The sequence below is a fragment of the Pseudomonas tremae genome (genome assembly GCF_001401155.1).
Classification (GTDB): Bacteria; Pseudomonadota; Gammaproteobacteria; order Pseudomonadales; family Pseudomonadaceae; genus Aquipseudomonas; species Aquipseudomonas tremae.
Window position 1 is genome coordinate 52,635 of the sequence record NZ_LJRO01000362.1, and the last position, 22,524, is coordinate 75,158.

The 22,524-nt window shown below is 57.5% G+C and carries 22 protein-coding genes and 1 tRNA gene; 13 read left to right on the top strand and 10 right to left on the bottom strand.

Features of this window, described 5'->3' with window-relative positions:
• The first annotated feature begins 24 nt into the window (after positions 1–24).
• The 9 genes from purC (at position 25) to ALO43_RS20560 (ending at position 10,052) form a co-directional block, all read left to right on the top strand.
• Entirely contained in the window at positions 25–735 is a 711-nt protein-coding gene (gene purC, locus ALO43_RS20520) for a phosphoribosylaminoimidazolesuccinocarboxamide synthase (RefSeq protein ID WP_024669480.1), read from the top strand.
• Between the two features lie 92 nt (positions 736–827).
• Positions 828–917: transfer RNA gene (locus ALO43_RS20525), tRNA-Ser, on the top strand.
• Positions 918–1,986: 1,069 nt separating this feature from the next.
• Positions 1,987–2,787, top strand: coding sequence for an indole-3-glycerol phosphate synthase TrpC (trpC, locus tag ALO43_RS20530; RefSeq protein ID WP_005892095.1), 801 nt, complete (start codon positions 1,987–1,989; stop codon positions 2,785–2,787).
• Between the two features lie 288 nt (positions 2,788–3,075).
• Positions 3,076–3,558 (top strand): gas vesicle accessory protein GvpU, encoded by a 483-nt coding sequence (gene gvpU, locus ALO43_RS20535; protein ID WP_024669482.1) that lies wholly within the window; start codon positions 3,076–3,078, stop codon positions 3,556–3,558.
• Between the two features lie 309 nt (positions 3,559–3,867).
• Positions 3,868–5,559 (top strand): NAD-dependent malic enzyme, encoded by a 1,692-nt coding sequence (locus ALO43_RS20540; RefSeq protein ID WP_024669483.1) that lies wholly within the window; start codon positions 3,868–3,870, stop codon positions 5,557–5,559.
• A 234-nt stretch (positions 5,560–5,793) separates the two neighbouring features.
• Positions 5,794–7,461 (top strand): phosphoethanolamine transferase, encoded by a 1,668-nt coding sequence (locus tag ALO43_RS20545; RefSeq protein WP_024669484.1) that lies wholly within the window; start codon positions 5,794–5,796, stop codon positions 7,459–7,461.
• 150 nt (positions 7,462–7,611) lie between these two features.
• A complete protein-coding gene (rnd, locus tag ALO43_RS20550; protein WP_005892103.1) occupies positions 7,612–8,745 on the top strand; it encodes a ribonuclease D in 1,134 nt (377 codons plus the stop codon).
• Complete coding sequence (locus tag ALO43_RS20555) at positions 8,742–9,035, top strand: YcgL domain-containing protein (protein WP_005892105.1); 294 nt, start codon at positions 8,742–8,744, stop codon at positions 9,033–9,035. The genes rnd and ALO43_RS20555 overlap by 4 nt, the downstream gene beginning before the upstream one ends.
• A gap of 84 nt (positions 9,036–9,119) precedes the next feature.
• A complete protein-coding gene (locus ALO43_RS20560) occupies positions 9,120–10,052 on the top strand; it encodes a D-2-hydroxyacid dehydrogenase (RefSeq protein WP_024669485.1) in 933 nt (310 codons plus the stop codon).
• A 65-nt stretch (positions 10,053–10,117) separates the two neighbouring features.
• On the opposite strand, the gene ALO43_RS20565 is transcribed toward ALO43_RS20560, so the two are convergent.
• Entirely contained in the window at positions 10,118–10,711 is a 594-nt protein-coding gene (locus tag ALO43_RS20565; protein ID WP_024669486.1) for a nitroreductase family protein, read from the bottom strand.
• A 214-nt stretch (positions 10,712–10,925) separates the two neighbouring features.
• Between ALO43_RS20565 and ALO43_RS20570 the strand changes: the two genes are divergently transcribed.
• The gene (locus tag ALO43_RS20570; RefSeq protein ID WP_005892111.1) at positions 10,926–11,375 is read left to right on the top strand and encodes a YcgN family cysteine cluster protein; all 450 of its coding nucleotides are present in this window, start codon (positions 10,926–10,928) and stop codon (positions 11,373–11,375) included.
• Positions 11,376–11,384: 9 nt separating this feature from the next.
• On the opposite strand, the gene ALO43_RS20575 is transcribed toward ALO43_RS20570, so the two are convergent.
• The 7 genes from ALO43_RS20575 to ALO43_RS20605 all read right to left on the bottom strand — a co-directional run bounded on the left by ALO43_RS20575 (position 11,385) and on the right by ALO43_RS20605 (position 18,333).
• Positions 11,385–11,765, bottom strand: a complete 381-nt coding sequence (locus tag ALO43_RS20575; protein ID WP_054997985.1) for a YgaP family membrane protein — start codon at positions 11,763–11,765, stop codon at positions 11,385–11,387.
• Positions 11,766–11,863: 98 nt separating this feature from the next.
• Positions 11,864–12,364: an RNA methyltransferase gene (locus ALO43_RS20580; RefSeq protein ID WP_024669488.1), complete on the bottom strand. Its 501-nt coding sequence runs from the start codon at positions 12,362–12,364 to the stop codon at positions 11,864–11,866.
• A 72-nt stretch (positions 12,365–12,436) separates the two neighbouring features.
• Entirely contained in the window at positions 12,437–13,318 is an 882-nt protein-coding gene (locus tag ALO43_RS20585; RefSeq protein ID WP_053932366.1) for a copper resistance protein B, read from the bottom strand.
• Positions 13,319–13,329: 11 nt separating this feature from the next.
• Positions 13,330–15,051, bottom strand: a complete 1,722-nt coding sequence (locus ALO43_RS20590) for a copper resistance system multicopper oxidase (protein ID WP_054997986.1) — start codon at positions 15,049–15,051, stop codon at positions 13,330–13,332.
• Positions 15,052–15,277: 226 nt separating this feature from the next.
• The gene (locus tag ALO43_RS20595; RefSeq protein ID WP_002552611.1) at positions 15,278–15,652 is read right to left on the bottom strand and encodes a YajD family HNH nuclease; all 375 of its coding nucleotides are present in this window, start codon (positions 15,650–15,652) and stop codon (positions 15,278–15,280) included.
• A 67-nt stretch (positions 15,653–15,719) separates the two neighbouring features.
• On the bottom strand, positions 15,720–16,196 hold the full coding sequence (locus tag ALO43_RS20600; protein ID WP_005892125.1) for a cyclic nucleotide-binding domain-containing protein: 477 nt from the start codon (positions 16,194–16,196) through the stop codon (positions 15,720–15,722).
• Positions 16,197–16,272: 76 nt separating this feature from the next.
• Positions 16,273–18,333 carry a S9 family peptidase gene (locus tag ALO43_RS20605; protein ID WP_054997987.1) on the bottom strand — a complete coding sequence of 687 codons (2,061 nt, stop codon included), beginning with the start codon at positions 18,331–18,333 and terminating at the stop codon, positions 16,273–16,275.
• 132 nt (positions 18,334–18,465) lie between these two features.
• Between ALO43_RS20605 and ALO43_RS20610 the strand changes: the two genes are divergently transcribed.
• The 3 genes from ALO43_RS20610 (at position 18,466) to ALO43_RS20620 (ending at position 20,376) form a co-directional block, all read left to right on the top strand.
• The gene (locus ALO43_RS20610) at positions 18,466–18,942 is read left to right on the top strand and encodes a hypothetical protein (protein ID WP_005892128.1); all 477 of its coding nucleotides are present in this window, start codon (positions 18,466–18,468) and stop codon (positions 18,940–18,942) included.
• A 74-nt stretch (positions 18,943–19,016) separates the two neighbouring features.
• Positions 19,017–19,805: a class II glutamine amidotransferase gene (locus ALO43_RS20615; RefSeq protein WP_005892130.1), complete on the top strand. Its 789-nt coding sequence runs from the start codon at positions 19,017–19,019 to the stop codon at positions 19,803–19,805.
• A 46-nt stretch (positions 19,806–19,851) separates the two neighbouring features.
• Positions 19,852–20,376 carry a DUF2937 family protein gene (locus ALO43_RS20620; protein WP_024669493.1) on the top strand — a complete coding sequence of 175 codons (525 nt, stop codon included), beginning with the start codon at positions 19,852–19,854 and terminating at the stop codon, positions 20,374–20,376.
• 33 nt (positions 20,377–20,409) lie between these two features.
• Here ALO43_RS20620 and ALO43_RS20625 read toward each other — a convergent pair whose 3' ends face one another.
• Together ALO43_RS20625 and ALO43_RS20630 are read right to left on the bottom strand one after the other, a co-directional pair.
• Positions 20,410–21,126 (bottom strand): WbqC family protein, encoded by a 717-nt coding sequence (locus tag ALO43_RS20625; RefSeq protein WP_005892133.1) that lies wholly within the window; start codon positions 21,124–21,126, stop codon positions 20,410–20,412.
• Positions 21,127–21,323: 197 nt separating this feature from the next.
• Positions 21,324–22,502 carry a vWA domain-containing protein gene (locus tag ALO43_RS20630; RefSeq protein WP_005892135.1) on the bottom strand — a complete coding sequence of 393 codons (1,179 nt, stop codon included), beginning with the start codon at positions 22,500–22,502 and terminating at the stop codon, positions 21,324–21,326.
• Positions 22,503–22,524: the final 22 nt, after the last annotated feature.

Consider the following 22,524-nt stretch of genomic DNA (forward strand, 5'->3'; position numbering starts at 1 on the left):
ACTACTTAGCAAGCGGAGCCCATCATGGAAAAACGTGAAGAACTCTACCGCGGCAAAGCCAAATCGGTTTACAAGACCGACGACGCCGACCGCTTGATCCTGCAGTTCCGCAACGACACTTCGGCGTTCGACGGCAAGCGCATCGAACAGCTGGACCGCAAAGGCATGGTGAACAACAAGTTCAACGCCTTCATCATGCAGAAGCTTGAACAAGCTGGCGTCCCGACGCAGCTCGACAGGCTGCTGGGCGACAACGAGTGCCTGGTCAAGAAGCTGGAAATGATCCCTGTCGAATGCGTAGTGCGTAACTACGCAGCTGGCAGCCTGGTGAAGCGTCTGGGCATCGAAGAGGGTACGAAGCTCAATCCGTACACCTTCGAACTGTTCCTCAAGGACGACGCCAAAGGCGACCCGTTCATCAACGAATCCCATGTTGTGGCATTCGGCTGGGGCACTGCCGAGCAACTGGTGCGCATGAAAGAACTGTCGATCAAGGTCAATGAAGTCCTGACCAGGCTGTTCGACGACGCTGGCCTGCTGCTGGTCGACTTCAAGCTCGAGTTCGGCGTGTTCCATGGCGAAATCGTCCTGGGCGACGAATTCAGCCCGGATGGCTGCCGCCTCTGGGACAAGGACACCGGCAAGAAAATGGACAAGGATCGCTTCCGCCAGGGTCTGGGCGACGTGATCGAAGCGTACGAAGAAGTCGCAAACCGCTTGGGCGTGCCCCTGTAACCCAAAAAAAGCACGCAAGCGCTTGATAGCACGAAAAAAATCAGCGGAAGGGCTTCGCCTTCCGCCCCGATGCTGTTATTATTCGCGCCGTTGGAGAGATGCCAGAGTGGCCGAATGGGACGGATTCGAAATCCGTTGTACCTTCACCGGTACCTAGGGTTCGAATCCCTATCTCTCCGCCATTATTTGAAAACCCCGTAACTCGGCGAGTTACGGGGTTTTTTGTTTCCGGTCTTACTGTTTTTCTCATGCTGGCAAGCCCTCTTCGTAGGCATTGCTGGCATCAGTCTCTTTGAAGGTCGACCTGTGTGAATGCCGGTTCCTATGAGTCCGAGGGCTGTCATTGATAACTTTTATTTACACAGTGCTCGTGCGAACCGGTAAAGCCGTTGTGGCACGTTTGCCATCCAGCTATTTAGAGTCAGTTTAGTCTGACCTGTTTTTTAAGATTTCCTTGATGTGATTTTTTAAAAGATCATTGATGTCAGCCAGCCGGGTACAGTGGTCAATATCAAAGAGGCGAGCGATGCTATTGATAACGCAGCAACAGATTTTATGATTTTTAATGATGCGTATCATTTGATTTATCTCGGGTCTGTCGCATCTAAACTGCCAGCGTATTTCAGCTCTGATTCGTAGAGTCTGTCCCCTCCAGATTTTTGCAGTCAGCCGCTTGGCTAACCGAATACTCTTTAGATGTCATGGTGACTTGTCGACTGAAAGCTGTGGCAAATACCTGATTATATTCAGCCCGTTTTATGTAAGACCAATCTGCCAGCCGTGCAGGTACTTTCCTGTTGTGACGCCTTGCACATTGCCGCACGACGATCTGCATCTTACGTACCCCGAATCCGGGGACGACTTCAGCAGTGCCTGGCGTGATCTATCGGTAGCCCTGCTCACGGGGATGTTGATTTCCGCAGGCTCTCCCTATGGAACCGATCTGCTCATGCTGACCACTCAGGACGTTAAATTTTCGCTTGCAGACTGAAAAAAAACATGAAAAAACAGACTTTTTCTATGGGTAGCGATGATGGCACTTTATAAGCTACCTATCGACCATGCCCGACGCACATAACATAATCAATAGCGTTGACAGGTGGAGTTTAATTAATTAATTTTAATTTTTTCCTGTCAGTCGGTGATTACACTCGTGCTCTAACGGCTGAAGCGCCAAACGTGAAAGCGATGGCCCAGTGGCACTACAGGGCTTGATCTGATAGATACCCCGCTAAAATATGAGGAGCTGCAATGAGTGATATTCTGAACAAGATAAAACATTATAAACTTCAAGAGATTGAGGCGGCAAAAGCCAAGTTGCCGTTGAACGTCATCAAGCAACATGCCGCCGACCAGCCAGGTCCTCGGGGCTTTTATAATGCACTGAAAGCGAAAGAGCAGCAGGGCTTGTTGGGGTTAATCGCAGAAATTAAAAAAGCCAGCCCGTCAAAAGGTCTGATCCGTGAAGACTTCAATCCCCCTGCGCTGGCTCAGGCCTATGAAACGGGTGGGGCCGCCTGTCTATCCGTTCTGACAGACACCCCAAGCTTTCAGGGGTCCCCACAGTTTCTCATTGATGCGCGAAACGCCTGCAGCCTCCCTGTGTTGCGCAAAGACTTCATGTTCGACACTTACCAGGTCTATGAAGCGCGTGCGTGGGGCGCGGATTGCATATTGCTGATCATGGCTTCATTGACTGACGACATGGCTGCTGAACTTGAAGCCGTGGCCATGACGCTCGGGATGGACGTGCTGGTGGAAGTGCATGATGAAAGTGAAATGGAGCGTGCGCTCAAGTTGTCTTCGCCACTGGTGGGCGTCAATAATCGCAACCTGCATACCTTCGAAGTAGACCTTGGCGTGAGCGAGCGCCTGGCATCGATGGTTCCCGCAGGCAAGCTTCTGGTCGGTGAAAGCGGGATTGCCAACCATAACGACTGCCTTCGCCTTAAAAAGGCCGGCATCACTACCTATCTGGTTGGTGAAAGCCTGATGCGCAAAGAAGATGTTGTGGCGGCGACAAAAACATTGCTTACAGGCAGTGCCGACTGAGCATTTAGTCAGTTTTTACTCAGAGGAGCGACCATGCTCCTCTGACGGTTCATGAAGCACGCCTTTCTGTCTGATCAGGTCACGCACCAGGACGATGCTGTTCGTACTTGCCCTGTCCTTGCCTGTCCGCTTGGGCGCGTTACATTCGGTAGTGAGCCGAAGTCAGTGGTTACCCGGATCGAACCTTTCAAGCTGCCAATATCCACTAATCACCTGTCCCCGGTTTCCCTTTCGCCCGATCTGATCTATACCTTGGGTTCAACGTTTTGTGAGGCGAGGAGCTATCAGATGTCGGACGCAGATCAGGTACAAAGGGCGCAGCCTTCCCCCGGCCAGAGTCACGATGACGTGATCGCCCAGTTCAAGTGGCAGGGCAAACAGATTGACTGGTTGTTGCAGTGGCTGGTCAAGTTCGTGGCGAACACCAAGGTGGAGATGGGCGTGACGCTATCGGTAGGCGGAAATCTGGTTTCCGGGCATCTGATTTCTCACGACACCTATTTTGAGCAGCTGGCTGAGGATATTTCGGCGCCGTTCTCTCAGTTTGCCAATGGCACTGATGCGTCGATGAAAGAAATGATCCTGTCTTTCAAGCCGGGCGAATCGTCGGAAGACACGCCGGCTTTCCATTTCATCCACCTGAAGGATTGCCAGACTTTTTCCACTGACGGTAACCCGATCTGTGAGGCTGGTGTTCTGTGGCGTGGCCGGATTTCAGCGGTCGACGGGTTTACCATCGGGCTGATTGCCGAGAAAACTGAAGTGTCCTGACGTCTACAGGCCCCGACAATCGTCGGGGCTTCTCACCCCCTTTCGGCACACTTTGCCAAAGCGCTTTTGGCGCTGATTGGCAGCAGAGCGCTGCGCGGCGAATGGCTTCATTGGGCTGCTCTGTGCGCGACAAAATGCCGCAACCGTTCTGTGGGCGAGTAATATGTGCCACCTGACCCACGCGCCGAATGTTTTCGGCATGGCCTGATGAGAACTGGCGACAAGAAAAAATAACAAGAAATGAGCCAGGCTGCCCGCCTCGGTCGACGTACAGAATTAATGAGTAGACGAAAAAGGCGACTAGAGAAAATGACCAAGACTTCGCGACCTTTATACATTTCCTACGCAGGTCCCTCGCTGCTGGAGATGCCGCTGCTGAACAAAGGCAGCGCCTTTACCCCGCAAGAGCGGGTTGAATTCAATTTGATCGGGCTGCTGCCGCAGAACGTCGAAACCATCGAAGAGCAGGTCACCCGGGTTTACAGCCAGTACAAACAGTGCGCTAGCGACCTGGACAAGCATATTTACCTGCGTTCGATTCAGGACAATAACGAGACCCTGTTTTTCCGCCTGCTGGATTCGCATCTGGACGAGATGCTGCCGATCATCTACACGCCGACAGTGGGGCAGGCGTGTCAGGAGTTCTCCAAGATTTACCGCACGCATCGCGGCCTGTTCATTTCCTATCCTGAGCGCGACCGCATCGATGACATCCTGCGCAGTGCCACCAAGGACCGTATCAAGATCATTGTGGTGACCGACAGCGAGCGAATTCTCGGCCTTGGCGACCAGGGTATCGGCGGCATGGGGATTCCGATCGGCAAGCTGTCGCTGTACACCGCCTGTGGCGGGATCAGCCCGGCCTATACGCTGCCGATCGTGCTGGACGTCGGGACTAACAACCGCGAGCTGCTGGACGACCCGATGTACATGGGCTGGCGTCACGAGCGGGTGTCGGGCAAGGAATACGAAGACTTCATTGCGCTGTTCATCGATGCGGTTCAACGTCGCTGGCCGGACGTGCTGTTGCAGTTCGAGGATTTCGCCCAGTCCAACGCCATGCCGCTGCTTGAGAAGTACCGGGACGAGCTGTGTTGCTTCAACGACGACATTCAGGGCACTGCCTCGGTTGCCGTGGGCACGTTGCTGGCGGCCTGCAAGGCCAAGAATGAAACCCTTGGCCAACAGAAAGTGGTCTTTGTCGGCGCAGGGTCTGCGGGTTGCGGGATTGCCGAGCACATCATCGCTGCGATGCGCATCGAAGGCCTCAGCGAAAGCGAGGCGCGCAAGCGAATATTCATGGTTGACCGCTTCGGTCTGCTGACTGAAGGCATGGGTAACTTGCTGGACTTCCAGCAACGTCTGGCGCAAAAAACCGCTGATGTCGCTGGCTGGACGGCAGGTACGGAAGACTTTCCTCAGCTACTCGACGTGGTGACGCACGCCGGTGCCACCGTATTGATCGGCGTGTCCGGGCAGCGCGGCCTGTTCACCGAGCAGGTAGTGCGTGAGCTGCACAAGCACTGCGCCAAACCACTGGTGATGCCGCTGTCGAACCCGACCTCTAAAGTCGAGGCTACGCCGGAAGAGATTCTGCGCTGGACTGACGGCAACGCGCTGGTTGCGACTGGCAGTCCGTTTGCGCCGGTCGAGATCAACGGCCGTACCGTTCACATCGCGCAGTGCAACAACTCTTATATCTTTCCGGGCATCGGCCTTGGCGTGGTCGCTTGCAAGGCATCGCGCATTACCGACCGCATGCTGATGGCCGCGTCAAATGCGCTGGCCGAGTGTTCGCCGATGGTCACGGGGCAGGGCGATGCGGTCTTGCCACCGCTCAAGGAAATCCAGCAGGTCAGCCGCAAGATCGCGCTGGCAGTCGCCAGAGAGGCCCAGGCTGAAGGGCTGGCACTGGATACCTCGGAGGAAGCGTTGCTGGAAGCCATTGAACGCAATTTCTGGCTGCCGGGTTATCGCGCCTATCGACGCCGTTCGGTCTGACCGGGCGCCGCTTGAACCGTGACGCCTCTACAAGCCTGCTTGCAGGGGCGTTCTTGTGAATACGAGGGGCAAAGCGTGCGCCGTGATGCTTTCCTGTGAAATAACCTTCATTCAACCCAATCGTCTCACCTTTTTCACATAAAATTGATGAGGCGCTGCCTACAGTCCGCGCCATCGGGGAGTTGCCTGGTTCCTGCTATGCCCGATGCACATTAATTAGATAAGCAGACCACAATGCCGACACCCAGAACTGTTCGTCCAGAGTTTGTAACCTTGCTTGCCAGTGGCTTTCTTTTATTCGGTTTCAATCTCAATCTTTGGCAACACCTGTTTGCGATTACGAGTTCCGATGCCAAAGGCATTGCCATGCGCGTTGCATTTGGATTGATGATTTTCTGTGTGTTCAATATCGCACTGACGCTGATTGCATTCCGTGCAGTGTTTAAACCGGTGTTGATCTTTCTGTTTATGGTCAGTGCCGGTGTGGTCTATTTCATGACCGAATACGGGGTCATGATCGACGCAGGCATGTTCCGCAACTTTGCCGAAACCAACGTGACGGAAGTGCAAGGGTTGCTGTCCCTGAAGCTGGTGTTGTACATCGCGTTATTAGGCGTACTGCCTTCGCTGATACTGTGGAAAACGCCTGTTGGCTATCGTCCCTGGCACCGCGAGCTGTTCAGCAAGCTGGTGGTGGCTGTGGTCTGCAGCGTTGTCATCGGCGCAGCGGCGCTGGCTAACTATCAAGGCCTGTCTTCGTTGTTTCGCAACCATCACGAACTGCGTCTGATGGTCGTGCCGAGCAATTACATCGGTGCTTCGGTGGGTTATCTGCGTGAGCAGGTCGTCTCTGCCCAGCGCCCGTTCGTCACGATCGGCGAGGACGCCAAGCGCTCGTCGGACTGGGCGACGCATAGCCGTAAATCCCTGACGGTGCTGGTGGTCGGCGAAAGTGCCCGGGCCGAGAACTTCGGCATACTGGGCTATGGTCGCAACACCACACCGAACCTGAACAAAGAGAGTGGTTTGGTGGCGTTCACCGATGTTTATTCCTGCGGTACTGAAACTGCAGTTTCGGTGCCATGCATGTTTTCCAACATGGGCCGCAAGGATTACAACGCCACCGTGGCGCGCAATCAGGAAGGCTTGCTGGATGTGCTTAAGCGCGTGGGCATTAACGTCGTGTGGCGCGACAATCAGGCAGGCTGCAAAGGCACGTGTGATCGCGTGACATTCCAGGATGTCAGCAACCTCAAAGACCCGCAGTTGTGTACGTCCCACGAGTGCCGCGATGAAATTCTGCTGCAAGGCCTGCAGGGCTTTATCGACAACCTCGACAAGGACACGGTTCTGGTTCTGCACCAGATGGGCAGTCACGGCCCTGAATACTACAAGCGCTACCCAAAAGAGTTTGAAACCTTCACCCCTGTGTGTGAAAGCAATGCGCTGAACAACTGCAGCCGCGACACGATCGTGAATGCCTATGACAACACGCTGCTGTATACCGATCACGTGCTGTCCAGCCTGATCGATCTGTTGCGCAAGAATCAGAACAAGGTCGATACCGCCATGGTGTATCTGTCGGACCATGGTGAATCACTCGGTGAATACAACCTGTTCTTGCACGGCACACCCTATGTATTGGCCCCTGACCAGCAAAAACATGTGCCTTTGCTGATCTGGTTGTCCGATGCGTATCAGAAGTCCTTTGCGGTAAGCCCTGAATGCCTGGCAAAAGAGCGCAATTCCCCGTTGAGCCAGGACAATCTGTTTCACTCGATGCTGGGTTTGCTGAAAGTGGACACCAAGGTCTATAACCCGGCGCTGGATATGTTTGCCAACTGTCGGAGTGAGGCTAGAGCAACTGACCAGGCGTCCAATGTGCCTGGCGCCGCCGAGTGAAGCGTGGGCGCCAGGGGCAGTCGGTATTCGGGACACGCGTCGCCGTTCCTGTCAGTCATTTGCATGAAGAACGGCCAGACTCGGACGACAGACGCGCGATATTCTTCGATGACGATATATACTGCGCGCCATTGTTGAAGGGAGAGCCATGTGGCCATCGATATTCACTGGATTCGCGACGACGACAGCCTCGCCCTGTATTGCGCACAATGGCAGTCGCTGCCGTTTGTCGCGCTCGACACCGAGTTCATGCGGGTCGATACGTTTTACCCGATAGCCGCGTTGCTGCAGATAGGCGACGGAAAAAGCGCGTGGTTGATTGATCCGCTGCTGATCAATGACTGGCGGCCCCTGTCTGCGTTGCTTGAAAATCCCGACGTGATCAAAGTCGTTCATGCGTGCAGCGAAGACCTCGAAGTCTTGCTGCGCCTGACTGGCAGCCTGCCGGTTCCGCTATTCGATACTCAGTTGGCAGCTGCTTACCTGAACCTCGGTTTTTCCATGGGCTATTCGCGACTGGTGCAGGAGGTGCTCGACATCGACCTGCCCAAGGGCGAAACCCGCTCTGACTGGCTGCAACGCCCGCTGTCGGAGACGCAGATCAGCTATGCCGCCGAAGATGCGGTACACCTTGCCGAGCTGTTTGCCATCCTGCGCCCGCGTTTGTCCGATGACAAATACGCCTGGTTGCTGGACGACGGTGCCGAACTGGTCGCCAATCTGCGCCGTGAAGTTGACCCTTACGAGGTCTACAGGGATGCCAAACTGGCTTGGAAACTGTCGCGTGCCCAACTGGCGGTGCTGCGCGAATTGTGTGCCTGGCGTGAGCGTGAGGCGCGCGCGCGCAACCTGCCGCGTAATCGCATCGTGCGCGAGCACTCGCTCTGGCCGCTGGCAAAAACGCAGCCGGACAACCTCGGCGCGCTGGCCCGTATCGAAGACATGCACCCGCGCACTGTTCGTCATGATGGCGAGTTCCTTCTCGAACTGATCAAGACGGCGAGTAGCCTGCCGCCGGAACAATGGCCGCCTGCGCTGCCCGAGCCGCTTCCGGTAGACGCTGCCGGTTCGATCAAACGCCTGCGTGCGATCGGTCAGCAGTACGCCGAGAAAATGGACATGGCGCCCGAGCTGATGCTGCGCAAGAAGACCCTCGAAGCCCTGCTCAAGAGCGGTTACCCCGACGGTCCTTACCAATTGCCCGATTCGTTGCGTGGCTGGCGTCGCGAATTGATGGGTCAGGCGCTGCTCGACAGCCTGGCCACCCCTGGAGAACAGTCTTGAAGCGTATCTGCTCGATTTATCGCAGCCCGAAAAAGAACGAAATGTACCTTTACGTGCTCAAGAGCGATGTCCTCAAGCGTGTGCCGCCAGAATTGCTGGTGGCGTTCGGCAAGCCGGTGCATGCCTTTGATCTGGTGTTGAGCCCGGAGCGGGCGCTGGCGCGTGAAGACATCAATCTGGTGTTGTCGAATCTCGACAGTCAGGGCTATCACCTGCAGATGCCGCCGGCTGAAGACGAGTACATCGAGCATTTACCCGAAGAGCTGCTGCGCCGCAACGATCCCATGTGATTGTTGCTGCGGTTGTAAATCGTGTCGTAAAAGCGGTCCACATCGGTTGTGGGTTGCCTGTCCTGTTTTTAAGGTTTTTGAAACATGCGCGTTCTGATTGCCGAGCACGACTACCCCGTTTATACCCAATTGTTGCGCAAGGCTGTGCCTGAGCTGGACGTCTTGAGCAGCGGTGACTCTGCCGAGCTGTCGCGGATGGCCAGCGATTGCCCGGTCTGGCTGGGGCAGCCGGACCTGATGGCCAACCTGTTGCGTCAAGGCCACAAGCCTCAGTGGCTGCAATCTACCTGGGCGGGTATCAACCCGCTGTTGATGGGCGGCCTGTCGCGGGATTATCGCCTGACCCGCGCGGTGGGCATTTTCGGTCAGGTCATGGCCGAATTCGTGTTGACCTACATGCTTGGCCACGAACGTGAGGTGCTGGCGCGATTGATGAGCCAGGTCGAGCGCAAGTGGGACAACCGCACCGGGCAAAGTCTGGCGGGCCGCAAGGCGTTGATCGTCGGGGCCGGTGATATCGGCCAGCGCGTCGCGGAGTTCCTGCTGCCCTTCGGCGTACAGGTCTATGGCGTGGCATCTACTGCGCGCACCCAGGAACCGTTCGTTGAGGTGGCCGCTCTGGCGGACATCGGACGCCTGGTCGGTGAGGTGGATTACGTCATCAATCTGCTGCCCAACACGCCCGAGACTCATGATCTTTACGACGCGAAGCTGTTTGCCAGCTTCAAGCCCACGGCGTTGTTCATCAACGTCGGGCGTGGCATTTCGGTGGTTGACGCAGATCTGGTCGAGGCACTGAGGGTAGGGCATCTGGCGGGCGCAGTGATTGACGTCTGTCGTCAGGAGCCGCTGCCGCAGCGCCATCCGTTCTGGACCGCCTACGGTCTGCTGTTGACCGGGCACAGCTCGGCGCCGACATCGCCGGTAGCCATGACCGAGCTGTTCGTGCATAACCTGAAAGCCTTTCAGGCCGGGGAGGCCTTGCGCGGGGAAGTGGATTTCTCGCGCGGTTATTGAGTTGACCGCTGGAGGGCCTACGCCCAAGGCGTCGGCCTTTCTGTTTCAGTCCGGGCAAAAAAACGTTACAGCGAAAAATCACCTTCAGCTGCGAGTTCTGCCAACGGTTTGCGCGGGCTGGGTACTTCGCGACCTTGCAGGTATTCCGGCAGTGTCGACTTATCACCCAGCTTGCCGATCGCGATGGCAGCATGCACCGCGTAGCCTTCGGGAATATTCAGCGTCTTGCGCGTCAGGTCCTGATCGAAACCGGCCATGCCGTGGGTGTGCCAGCCGTCAAGACTGGCTTGCAGCGCCAGGTAACCCCACGCCGAACCGGTATCGAATGTGTGCCACAGGGCCGGGCTTTCTTCCGTTGCGCCGGGCGCGGTGAAGGTGGTTTTGGAAATCACGATCACCAAGGCAGCAGCATGTTGCGCCCAGCTGCGGTTGAACTCATTCAGCAGACCCAGGTAGCGCTCCCAGTTCGGTGTGTCACGGCGCGCATACAGAAAACGCCAGGGTTGCGAGTTGTAGGCAGAAGGCGCCCAGCGCGCGGCTTCGAAAAAGCTCAGCAGCGTTTCCTGCTCAATGCCTTCACCGCTGAACGCGCGGGGCGACCAGCGTTCGGTGAATTGAGGGGCGATAGGGTGGTCAGCGATGCGAGGGTTTGTGCTCATGAGAATCCTTGATAACTCTAAAGGTTGGGAAACGAGCGTGGCTGGATGGGCCGTGGTCGGCAGGCATCGTCCGAACGCGCTGAAAACGCGCTAACGCTACTGTTTTGCTTTCTGGCTGACAAGTCCCGGCTACCGACAGTCGCAAGTGCTTGGCCCGCACCCCGTGTACCTCTAGACTGGCGGCCTTTTCATTATCGATACCGTTGCTCGACTCATGGCCGCTAAAGTTGAACCGTTCTGGATTCGCAAGACCCTCGACCAGCTCGATATGCAAGAGTGGGAATCACTCTGTGACGGCTGCGGTTTGTGCTGCCTGCAAAAACTCGAAGATGAAGAGGACAACAGCGTTTATTACACGCGGATTGCCTGCAAGCTGCTGGACCTCAAGACCTGTCAGTGTTCCGACTATCCGAACCGAAAGGCGTCGGTGCCGGACTGCATTCAGCTGACGCCGGGTCAGGCTGACGAGTTCAAATGGCTGCCGCCGACCTGTGGCTATCGTCTGGTCAGCGAGGGAAAGGATTTGCCGCTTTGGCACCATCTGGTGTGCGGTGATCGCACTGCTGTGCATCATGAGCGTATCTCCCAGTCCGGCCGCATGCTCAGTGAGAGCACGGTGGCCGAAGACGACTGGGAGGATTACCTGATATTTCGCGCAGGTTGAACGCTTAGCTTAAACGACCGGCTTTGGCTCGGTCAGCGCATCAACGCCTTTGGCCGCGGCATCCTTGACGGCATTTTCAGCGTCGTCTTTCAGGTTGTTCAACTCGGCGCCGGCACGTTCGATGCTCGAACGGGCGCTTTGCAGATCGCTACGGCCTTTTTCCATCAGCGTCTTGGCGGCGCAATGACCGCTGATGCCGCGAGCCAGCGCTGCGCCACCGATGGCCAGCTGGATGAGGCCCAGAAAACCGCCACGGCGGACGCCTTTGCCCATGATCAGCACGCCGCCGGCCAGCGAGCCGATACGTTCCCAGCCGTTAACGTTCTGAGCGGGTTTTTGCTTGAGCAATTCAGGTGTGTCAATGCGTTCGATGCTCGGGGTGTCGCGCATGATGGCTCTCCATGAGGTTGTGGTGCGGAGGTAGTCTGTTGGAGCTTGGTTCAGAGAAACTGACTGCCCGCTGACAACACAGGTTCAATGCTTTTGTGTCAGTGGTCGCTCGACGGATCAATTTTTTCCCGACCAAATTGCGGACCCGAGCGCGTATTGATGCCTTTGGCCATGCGATCGTAGAGCACGACGTTGACGGTGGCCGCCAGGTTCATGCAGCCCTCGGTCGGGATATAGACCACGTCTTCGCACCAGTCTCGTATGTCCTGATCCAGCGAGCCGTCTTCCGGGCCGAAGATATACAGCGCCCGATCAGGATGCGTGTATTCGGGCAACGCACGGGCGCCTTCCACCAATTCGACAGCAACCGGAATACAGCCCAGTGGCAGGATGCTCTTGAGGTCTTCGATACCGATCAGTGGAATGTCCTGATGGATCTTCTTGGTGTCGGTGATGAAGTCCCGGGCGCGCTCATAGCGCTTGCCTGTATAGAACACCGACGCGACGCCGTAACAGCCCGCCGCCCGCATGACCGAACCGACGTTTTCCGGGGACTTGGGGTTGTAAAGACCGATGCAGGCATACCGTTTGTTGGCCACGGGGAGGGTGCTCTGTAGAAAACCGGGGATTATACGGCAGGGTTGCGGCAATGCCATTTGCATTTCCGCGGCTCAGAACCATACGCGCAGGCCCGCCACCAGCCGTGCTTCGGCAACATCGTCGCCTTCTTCGCGGGCGAAGTCGGCGGTATTGCCGTAGGACCGTTCCCAGGTCACGCCCACATACGGAGCGAATTGGGGGGTGACTTCATAGCGCAGCCTCAGGCCCAATTCGCTTGTCGAGAGGCCTGAGCCGTTGCCGCGTTGCGGATCGTTCTTGCCGAAGAAATTCAGTTCAGCAGTGGGTTGCAGCACCAGATTATTGGTCAGCAACAGGTCGTAGTCGGTTTCCAGACGCGCGGAGGTCTGCCCGGCCTCGCCTATAAAGGCAGTCGCTTCGACGTCAAGATCCGAAATCGCCTGGCCTTGCAGGCCGAAGGCTGCCCAGGTTTGCGGGGCGCCAGGTTTGAAGTCCTGACGTGCGCCAGCCGCTACGTCCCACGACGAACTGACCGAGTGGCCCCAGAGCGCCTGGACTTCCGCCTCTTCGGTCTTGCCGTTGGTTCGCTCGCCTTCGGAGCGCAACAGCAGACGGTTGATATCGCCGCCGATCCAGCCGGACAGGTCCCAGGCCAGCGCACTGCCATCGTTGGCGTCCTGCCACTCCAGCTTGTCGGCCAGAAAGTAACTGTTGATGGTGTTGTCGTGAATCTGATGGCCTGCATGGCTGGTGTAGACAGCAGCACGATCGGCATCGGTGAGGGGCGGGATCGGCGTTCTGCTTTGCGTTGCAGCGTTGCCGTTATCGCTGTCTGCGGCGTCCATCGGCATCGAGTGGCTGCCGTGATCCATACCTTCCATCTCGGCCGCCAGTGCTGGCGCCCAAGGGGCCATGACCAGACCTGTGGTCAACAGCAGGGCTGGCAGGCGAAGCAAATTGCGCGATCCATTCAACCTTGAAATCCTCATTCTTCCACCCGCACTTCGCGGAACATACCCATTTCCATGTGATACAGCATGTGACAGTGATAGGCCCAACGGCCGAGAGCATCAGCGGTGACGCGATAAGTGCGACGTGAGCCGGGCGGCATGTCGATGGTGTGTTTGCGCACCTTGGACTGCCCGTGCTCGTCTTCCAGATCGCTCCACATGCCATGCAGGTGTATCGGGTGGTTCATCATCGTGTCGTTGACCAGCACGATGCGCACCCGTTCGCCATATTTGAGCGCAATGGGTTCAGCGTCGGAAAACTTCACGCCGTTGAACGACCAAGCGAATTTCTCCATGTGGCCGGTCAGGTGCAGCTCGATAGTGCGGCCTGGCTCGCGGCCGTCAGGGTCCTGGAACGTGCTGCGCAGGTCTGCATAGGTCAGGACTTTGCGCCCGTTGTCCCTGAGACCGATACCCGGATCGTCAAGCTTCGGCGAGGTGGTCACGGCTTGCATATCGACCAGCGGGTTGCCGCTTTCACTGTCCGGGTGCGATTGCAGGGCAGGGGTTGCCTGCATCGGCATGTTGCCATGGTCCATGCCCGGCATTGAGTCATGGCTCATGTTGCCGTGATCCATCGCCACCATGCCGATGTCGTTCATGCTCAACAGCGGGCGTGGGTCCAGGGGCGGGACGATGGCTTGCAGGCCGGGCTGACTGGTCAGCGTGCCGCGGGCATAGCCTGTGCGGTCCATTGACTGGGCGAACAGCGTGTAAGCGCCTTCAGCCGGTTCGACGATGACGTCGAAGGTTTCTGCCACCGCGATGCGCAATTCGTCGACGACGACTGGCTCGACGTAAAGGCCGTCGCTGGCGACCACGGTCATTTTCAGGCCCGGGATACGTACGTCGAAATAAGTCATCGACGAGCCGTTGATAAGCCGCAAGCGAATGCGTTCGCCGGCTTTGAACAGCCCGGTCCAGTTCATGTCGGGCGCCTGGCCATTCATCAGGTAGGTGTAGGTCGCGCCGCTGACGTCTGCCAGATCGGTCGGGTCCATTCCCATCTTTGCCCACATCGTGCGTTCGGACGTGGTCGCGCTCCAGCCTTTCTCGCTGACGTCGTGGATGAAGTCGCCGACGGTGCGCTTGTTATTGTTGTAGTAGTCCGATTGCTTCTTGAGCTTTTTCATCACCTGGGCCGGGTCTTCATCGGTCCAGTCACTGAGCATGACCACGTGTTCGCGCTCGTAGCTGAACGGCTCCGGTTCTTTGGCGTCGATCACCAGCGGCCCGTAAACACCGGATTGCTCCTGAAAGCCCGAGTGGCTGTGATACCAATAAGTACCGTTTTGTTTGACCTTGAAGCGGTAGACGTACAGACCATCAGGCGCGATACCGTCAAAACTCAGCCCCGGAACGCCATCCATGTTGGCGGGCAGGATGATGCCGTGCCAGTGAATGGAGGTGCTTTCGTCGAGACGGTTTTTTACTCTCAGGGTGACAGTGTCGCCTTCACGCCAGCGCAACAGAGGGCCCGGAATGCCGCCATTGATGGTCAGTGCAGTTCTGGCCTTGCCGGTGATATTGACCGGGGTTTCGCCGATGGTCAGGTCGAACTCGGTGCCGGAGAGCCCGTCAGGCTGCCCAGGATTCGGGAGCGCCCATGCCGGGCTGCGCCAGAGCCCCAGGCCGCCGAGGACGCCGCTGGCGGCAAGCCCTTTCACAAAGGTTCGTCTTGAAGTTCGGGTGGGCATGGTGGGGTATCCGGTCAGTCTGTTCATTGCAGGCCCGCATGCGGGCTGCTTGCTCGGGGGAGTTCTGATGATGTTGGTCAGTCAGGAGGGAAGCTGGTGCAGGAGCTATCGTGGCAGGACAGTCATGAACGTATCCGAGTGCAGACCATTGCCTTCGCTGACAAGTCAGCTCCCACTTCGATATATGTCAGCCCGGTGACGGGTGCGTTGGGCTTGCCCCCCTCATTCATTCGTCTTTTTTCATCAGCCCGGCCAGTGCGGCGAACGGGTTGTGGGTGGCCTTGGCGGTTTTCGGTGTGCTCAGCGAGCCGTCGGCGAAGTATTGCTGGTCGGTGTAACGCGAATGTTCGTTATCGTGGCAATACAGGCACAACAGCTCCCAGTTGGAGCCGTCCTGCGGGTTATTGTCGTGATTATGATCACGGTGATGCACGGTCAGTTCGCTGAGGCGTTTGCCGGCGAATTCACGTGCGCATCGGCCGCAGACGTGGGGGTACATGCGCAGCGCCTTGTCGCGATAACCCATTTCACGGTCGCGCTGGGCGTCGGCCAGGATGCGGTCCAGCTTGGCAGTATGGGAAGGAGGGTTGGCCGTGCTCATGGTGTCACCTGTGCGTTGTGCGCATTGAAAGCGGAATATCGGCAAGTTTAGCGCCACATGGGCAAACTCACACCTGCTGGGAGAGTAATTGACCGTCGACCATGCGCAAACGCTTGGACAATGAGATAGCCAGGGCTCGAATGATCTTGGCGGCGATCTTCGGCGCTTCGTCGAGCATCTTGTCCAGCGAGTCGCGTCCCAGATTCAACAATTGGCAATGGGTCGACGCAATGCAACTGGCCGAGCGGCGTTCGCCATCCAGTACCGCCATTTCGCCAAAGGCCCGGCCGCGACGCAAGACTGCGATTTCCACCTGCTGGCCATCACTGGCAAGCTTCTGCACGGACACGGCGCCCTGATGGATGATGCACATGAACGTCCCGGCATCGCCTTCGGCAAAGATGGTTTCGCCTTTCTCGATGTCGGTGATGCTGAAGTACCCGGCGATGGTGAAGAAGTCGCCGGGCAGCAGTGTGTCGAAAAGGCCGCAATCCAGCAGCATGTCGCGAATGGCGTTGTTCAGGTTGGACAGTGGTTCTGACATGTTCGGTCTTGTAATCCTGACAAAGGGGCAACTCCGCTGCCCCCGATCCTAGTAAGACAGGCGTTTCACACCAAGTTCATTCGCAAATCTGCAATACCTTGAAGATAAAACCATACTCCAGTGCCACGTCGCGCAGGCCCTGGTAGCGACCGCTCATGCCGCCATGCCCGGCGCCCAGTTCGGTCTTGAGCAGCAGCAGATTGTCGTCAGTCTTGCGCTCGCGCAAACGAGCGACCCATTTGGCGGCCTCCCAGTACTGCACACGGCTGTCGTTGTAACCGGCAATCACCAGCATGGCCGGGTAGGCCTGAGCGCTGACATTTTCGTACGGCGCGTAAGCCTTTATCCGTGCATAAACGTCGGGTTCCTGAGGGTTGCCCCATTCATCGTATTCGGTGACGGTCAGGGGCAGTTCAGGGTCGAGCATGGTGTTCAGTACATCCACGAACGGCACGTCGGCAATGGCCGCCTTGAACAACTCGGGGCGCTGATTGAGCACGGCGCCGATCAGCAGGCCACCGGCACTGCCACCGCTGATCACCAACTGTTCGGCGTTGGTGAGCCCTGCAGCGATCAAGTGTTCGGCGCAGGCAATGAAGTCGCCGAAGGTGTTCTGCTTGTGTTCCTGCTTGCCGTTGCGATACCAGGCCTCGCCCAGTTCGCCGCCGCCGCGCACATGGGCGATGGCAAACGCCACGCCACGGTCCAGCAGGCTCAGGCGTGCATGGGAAAACCACGGGTCGAGGCTTTCGCCGTAGGCGCCGTAGCCATACAGGTACAGCGGGGTTGTCTTGCCGACCAGTTCGCGCTTGACCACCAGGCTGATCGGCACCTGAGTACCGTCACTGGCCGTGGCCCACAAACGCTGGCTGACGTAGGCGTCGGCGTCAAAAGTGCCCAACACCGGGGTTTCCTTGAGTACCACTTGTTCGCCGGTGGCCAGTGCCAGCTGGCGCACCTGTGCCGGACGGTTCAGTGACTGATAGCGAAGGCGAATTCTGTCGCTGTCAAACTCGAGCGTGTCCTGCACGTAGAGGCTGTAGGCAGCGTCCGGCAGCTGCACGCGATAAGCCGGCAGGTCCTGCGGGCGCACCTCGATGACCGGCAAGCCGCCTTCACGCAGGCTGAGGCTGATGCCTTTCGCGTTGAGACTGACGCCTTCGAGCATCACCTTCTTATCGTGAGCAACCAGCGTTTGCCAGTCATCGCGTACCGGTACGCCATCGGCTTTTTCTGCCGCGTAATACAGCGCGAAGTTGATGCCGCTCTGATTGCTGCGGATGAACCAGCCCCAGACACCATCGAGCAGGCCGTGATCAGGATAATATTCGTGACCTTCCTCGCGCGGCGCGAGGCAAATGAAGTCCTGCTCGGGATGGTCGGCATCGAGCACCCAGGCTTCGCTGGTGGTCTTGCTGTTGAGCAGGATGACCAGTTGGCGTTCGGAGCTGGTACGGAAGCAGTGCAGGAAGAATCGGCCGTCCGGTTCGTCGAAGACCAACTCTGCCGACGCGTGGCCAAGTGTGTGGCGATGCAGCTTGCCCGGGCGATGGGTGTCGTCCAGTTCGCCGAAAAACAGTGTCTGGCTGTCGTTGGCCCAAGTCATGCTGCCGTCGCAGTTTTCAAACGGCAGGCTGCTGATCTCGCCTGTGCTCAGTTCCTTGACGAACAGCTGATAGACCTCATCGCCGCTGGTGTCCAGGCTATAGGCCAGGCGCTGGTGGTCAGGGCTGATGCTAAACGCGCCCAGCGAGAAGAAGCCGCCATTGGCCATTGCGTTAGGGTCCAGCAGCAGCTCTTCGCGACTTTCATCCACGGTGTTGGAATCGTCGGCCGGGCGCGGGCAGCGATAGTGGCGGGCGTACTCGTCGCCTTCGGTGGTACGCGTGTAATACAGGTACGGCCCCCAAGGGGAGGGCAGCGACAGATCGGTTTCCAGAATACGGCCCTTGATCTCCTGAAACAGGTTTTCGCGCAGCGCGGCCTGGTCCGCCAATTGTTGTTCCTGCCAGGCGTTTTCGGCCTTGAGGTAGTCGAGCACCTCGTCGGTGTCGCGATTCTGCAGCCAGGCGTAGGGATCGGAGCCGTCGGCCTTGCGAGCAATCGGGGCGCTGGAGGTTGCATTCGAAAAGGACATGCTGGTCTCTCTGTAAAGGCATCGATAACGGAAATATCGGTACACGCTGTACTGATTACTGAAGCGAGGCAAGCCGCGTCAGGCAAAAGCCGTTATCATAAGCGCCTCTCTACCTGCCTTACCACGGACGTCATGACCGAAAACGACTATCTGATCGCCTGGAGCGTCTACGCCTTCGCCGCATTGGGTTGCCTGCTGGTGTGGTTCCTGATGACCCGCTGGATGTGGCGGTATCTCAAGGAGCCGCTGCTGGTGGCCGTCGCGGTGCTGCTGTTCACGCCGACCATGGTCGACCCTGTCAAGGATGCGATGGCTCCGGCCATCGCAATCACCGCGCTCGACCTTATGTTCAAGGTTGGCAGCAACGTCTGGGCCGCCGTGTCGGATCTGGCCATGTATGGCATGTTCGCGTTCTGTGCGTACCTGCTGTTTGTGCTGATCCGCTGGCCGATCGAACGCAGCCGCAAGGCGCGTCAACCGCAGCCGGTTGCTCAGCCGGTCGAAACAGACCCCGCTGACGAACCGTTTGCCGAGGACGACTCGTTTGCCCGCAGAACTTCTGCGCCCCTTCCTCCGGCCAGAGGCTCGCGGGTAGAGCCGCGGTTGTAGATCCCGCTTCGCCGGCAGCGCCGCTGTGTGCGGCGCATGACCCGCCGCAAACGTCTTGAAGCGAGAACCTGAGCATGTGTGAACTACTGGGCATGAGTGCCAATGTCCCGACCGATATCGTTTTCAGCTTTACCGGGCTGATGCAACGTGGCGGCCGCACCGGCCCGCATCGCGATGGCTGGGGCATTGCGTTCTACGAAGGACGTGGCCTGCGCCTGTTTCAGGACCCCGCCGCCAGCAGCGAATCCGAAGTCGCGCAGTTGGTGCAGCGTTATCCCATCAAGAGCGAAGTCGTGATTGGCCATATTCGTCAGGCCAACGTCGGCAAGGTCAGCCTGTCCAACACTCATCCTTTCGTGCGCGAACTCTGGGGCCGCAACTGGTGCTTTGCGCATAACGGCCAGCTGGCGGACTTCAAGCCTGGCGTCACGTTTTATCGGCCGGTCGGCGACACAGACAGCGAGGCAGCATTCTGTGATTTGCTCAATCGTGTCCGTGAAGCGTTTCCAGAGCCGGTCGACATCGAAGAATTACTGCCATCGCTGATCCAGGCCTGCACTGAATACCGTCGTAAAGGCGTGTTCAATTGCCTGTTGAGCGACGGCGACTGGCTGTTCTGCTTTTGCAGTACCAAACTGGCGCATATCACACGACGCGCACCGTTCGGTCCTGCCAGGCTGAAGGACGTCGATGTGATCGTCGACTTTCAGGCAGAGACTACGCCACACGATGTTGTAACCGTCATCGCAACCGAGCCGTTGACCGAGAACGAAAACTGGAACCGCTACGAGCCGGGTCAGTGGAGTCTCTGGCGCAAAGGCGAGTGCGTGGTTCAGGGAACTGTCGAGACAACAGCGCTTTAACGGTGTCTACCCAGGCACACCGGATAAATGGAAAAGAGGGATATTGATGCTGCGAAGTTATCTGCGATTGGTCATGTTCACGGCGGGCCTGTTGTTCGGGGTACAGATCCCCGGCTTTATCAGTGATTACAGCAAGCGTGTCGAAGCGCATCTGATCGAGGCGCAACAGGCGGTCAAAGGCTATAGCGCCACTGCGCAGCAGTTCTTCAAGGGCGATATACAGGCGCTGATTCAGCACTATCGCAGCAGTGAAGACCCTGTTTTTCGTGCTGATGCAGACAACATCGATACCTTGATGACCCGTACTCACATTCTTGAACGCCAATGGCTTGGGCTGCAGGGGGCCTGGTACTCCAAGGCCATCTTCGTGGCAACTTCTGCCGATCCGGATATTCGTCGCGAAACCTTCAACGGTTACACGTGGCAAGTCCTGCTGGCTCCGGAAGTGATCGCCTGGGGCATCATCACTGCATTGCTACTGGCGCTGGCGATTGAAAGCGTCGTTCTGCTGCTCGGCTGGGTGGTCAGTGGCGGACGACGCAAGCCGCAACTCGCGAGAGACCGTCACTGACCGCTGACAGGTGTTACAACACTGCCGGGCAGCTCATATGACTGCCCGTGTTTCGTTACGCAGATAGGCGAGCACTGTTTCGGGAGCGTTCCACATCAGCACATCGACTATCGAGAGGTTTTCGAAGAAGGTGTATGGCCCGGTGGAATAACTGAATGAAGCATGTTCGAGAAACCTCAGTTCCACGCCGCGTTCCTGCCATTCTTCAGGGATGAATATGTCGCGTCCCCCGGCTGCGTTGATGTACTGACGCGCCTCCAGCAGCGTGCTGATTTCCAGCGCCCATTGGCCGGCATGCTTTATCGGTGGCAGATCAAGCTGCAGCGTAGAACAGCGTTCCCAGTCGAAATTCATGCCCAGATAATCGCAGACCACTTTCAGGGAGCGTGTATTTATATCGCACAGGTGTGTGGCCGGTGTGCCGAGAGTCAGGTCAATCAGGTTCAGAGTTTCCTGAAAGTAGGGCGCTTTGTGCCGGTAATGCTCAAGCTGATGCCTGATTTTATGATGCGTCATGGCAAGGTCGGTCAGCGTGGCGTCCTTGATCAGCGTTCCCTCGCTGGCGCACACCGGCACAGTGATGTGTTGCCAGCCACCTTTGCCGTCCAGCACCCGATTGCGGTTCATCCAGCTCTTGCGTTTGTATTTGACGATGTCAAAGACAATGCCGCGCTGGACGGCCGCAATCAGCTGGAAATAGCCGATGTAGGGGAAAAAATAAGGCTGCATGATGCCAAGCGTTTCGTTCATGAGTCGTCCGCTGCGTGGCGACGGCGGGTCAGGCAAAACGATGGAGTTACTGCAAAACTGTCTACTCGATCAGCGCATGTCCGTCTGATGGGGTGTCTGGAATGTGTGAGCGTAGCTCATGACTCTGCAAATGGCCGAACCGATGCACAGGATGTACGAGCTTTGGCCGCCAGGCCCGTACAACCGTCAATGCGCCGTTATTTCGCCAGGTAACGCATGCCTTCTTCCAGCCCGCGCAGGGTCAACGGGTACATCTGACCTTCAACCAGATCGCGCACGACATGGGTGGAAGTGGTGTACTCCCAGGCATCCTTAGGGTACGGGTTGATCCAGATGATCTTCTTGAACTTGGCCATGAAGCGCTGCATCCACACGTAACCCGGCTCTTCGTTCCAGTGTTCGACACTGCCCCCAGGCTGGGTAATCTCGTAGGGCGCCATCGAGGCGTCGCCGATGAAAATGACTTTGTAGTCTGCGCCATATTTATGCAGCAGGTCCTGCGTGGAGGTCCGCTCAGAGCCGCGGCGCAAGTTGTTCTTCCACACCGATTCATAGATGAAGTTATGGAAGTAGAAATACTCCATGTGCTTGAACTCGGTCTTGCATGCCGAAAACAGTTCCTCGCATACCTTGATGTGTGCGTCCATCGAGCCACCGATGTCGAACAGCAGCAACAGTTTGATGGTGTTGCGTCGCTCGGGGCGCATCTGGATGTTCAGAAGGCCTGCGTCGCGTGCGGTGTGGTCGATGGTGCCATCGATATCCAGCTCGTCTGCGGCGCCTTGGCGGGCGAATTTGCGTAGACGACGCAGCGCGACCTTGATGTTGCGGGTGCCCAGTTCAACCTGATCATCGAGGTTCTTGTACTCACGCTGATCCCAGACCTTGACAGCCTTGCCCTTGCGTTCGCCGGCATCGCCCACCCGGATGCCTTCCGGATTGTAACCGCCCGAACCAAAAGGGCTGGTGCCACCGGTGCCGATCCATTTGTTGCCGCCGGCGTGACGTTCTTTCTGTTCTTCCAGACGTTTCTTGAACGCCTCGATGAGTTTGTCGAGACCGCCGAGCGACTGGATCTGTGCGCGTTCTTCGTCGCTCAGTGAGCGCTCGAACTCCTTGCGCAGCCAGTCTTCCGGAATAAGCGCCTGCAAATGATCGTCGAGTTTTTCCAGACCGTTGAAATACGCACTGAAGGCGCGATCGAACTTGTCGAAATGACGCTCGTCCTTGACCAGAATCGTGCGCGCTAAAAAGTAGAACTCATCTATGTCGGCAAAGATTACCCGCTGTTTCAGAGCGTTGATCAGGTCCAGAAGCTCGCGCAGGGACACTGGCACCTTGGCCGCACGCATTTCGTTGAACAGGTTGAGCAGCATGGCTGTCGCCCTTTTTGGTAAC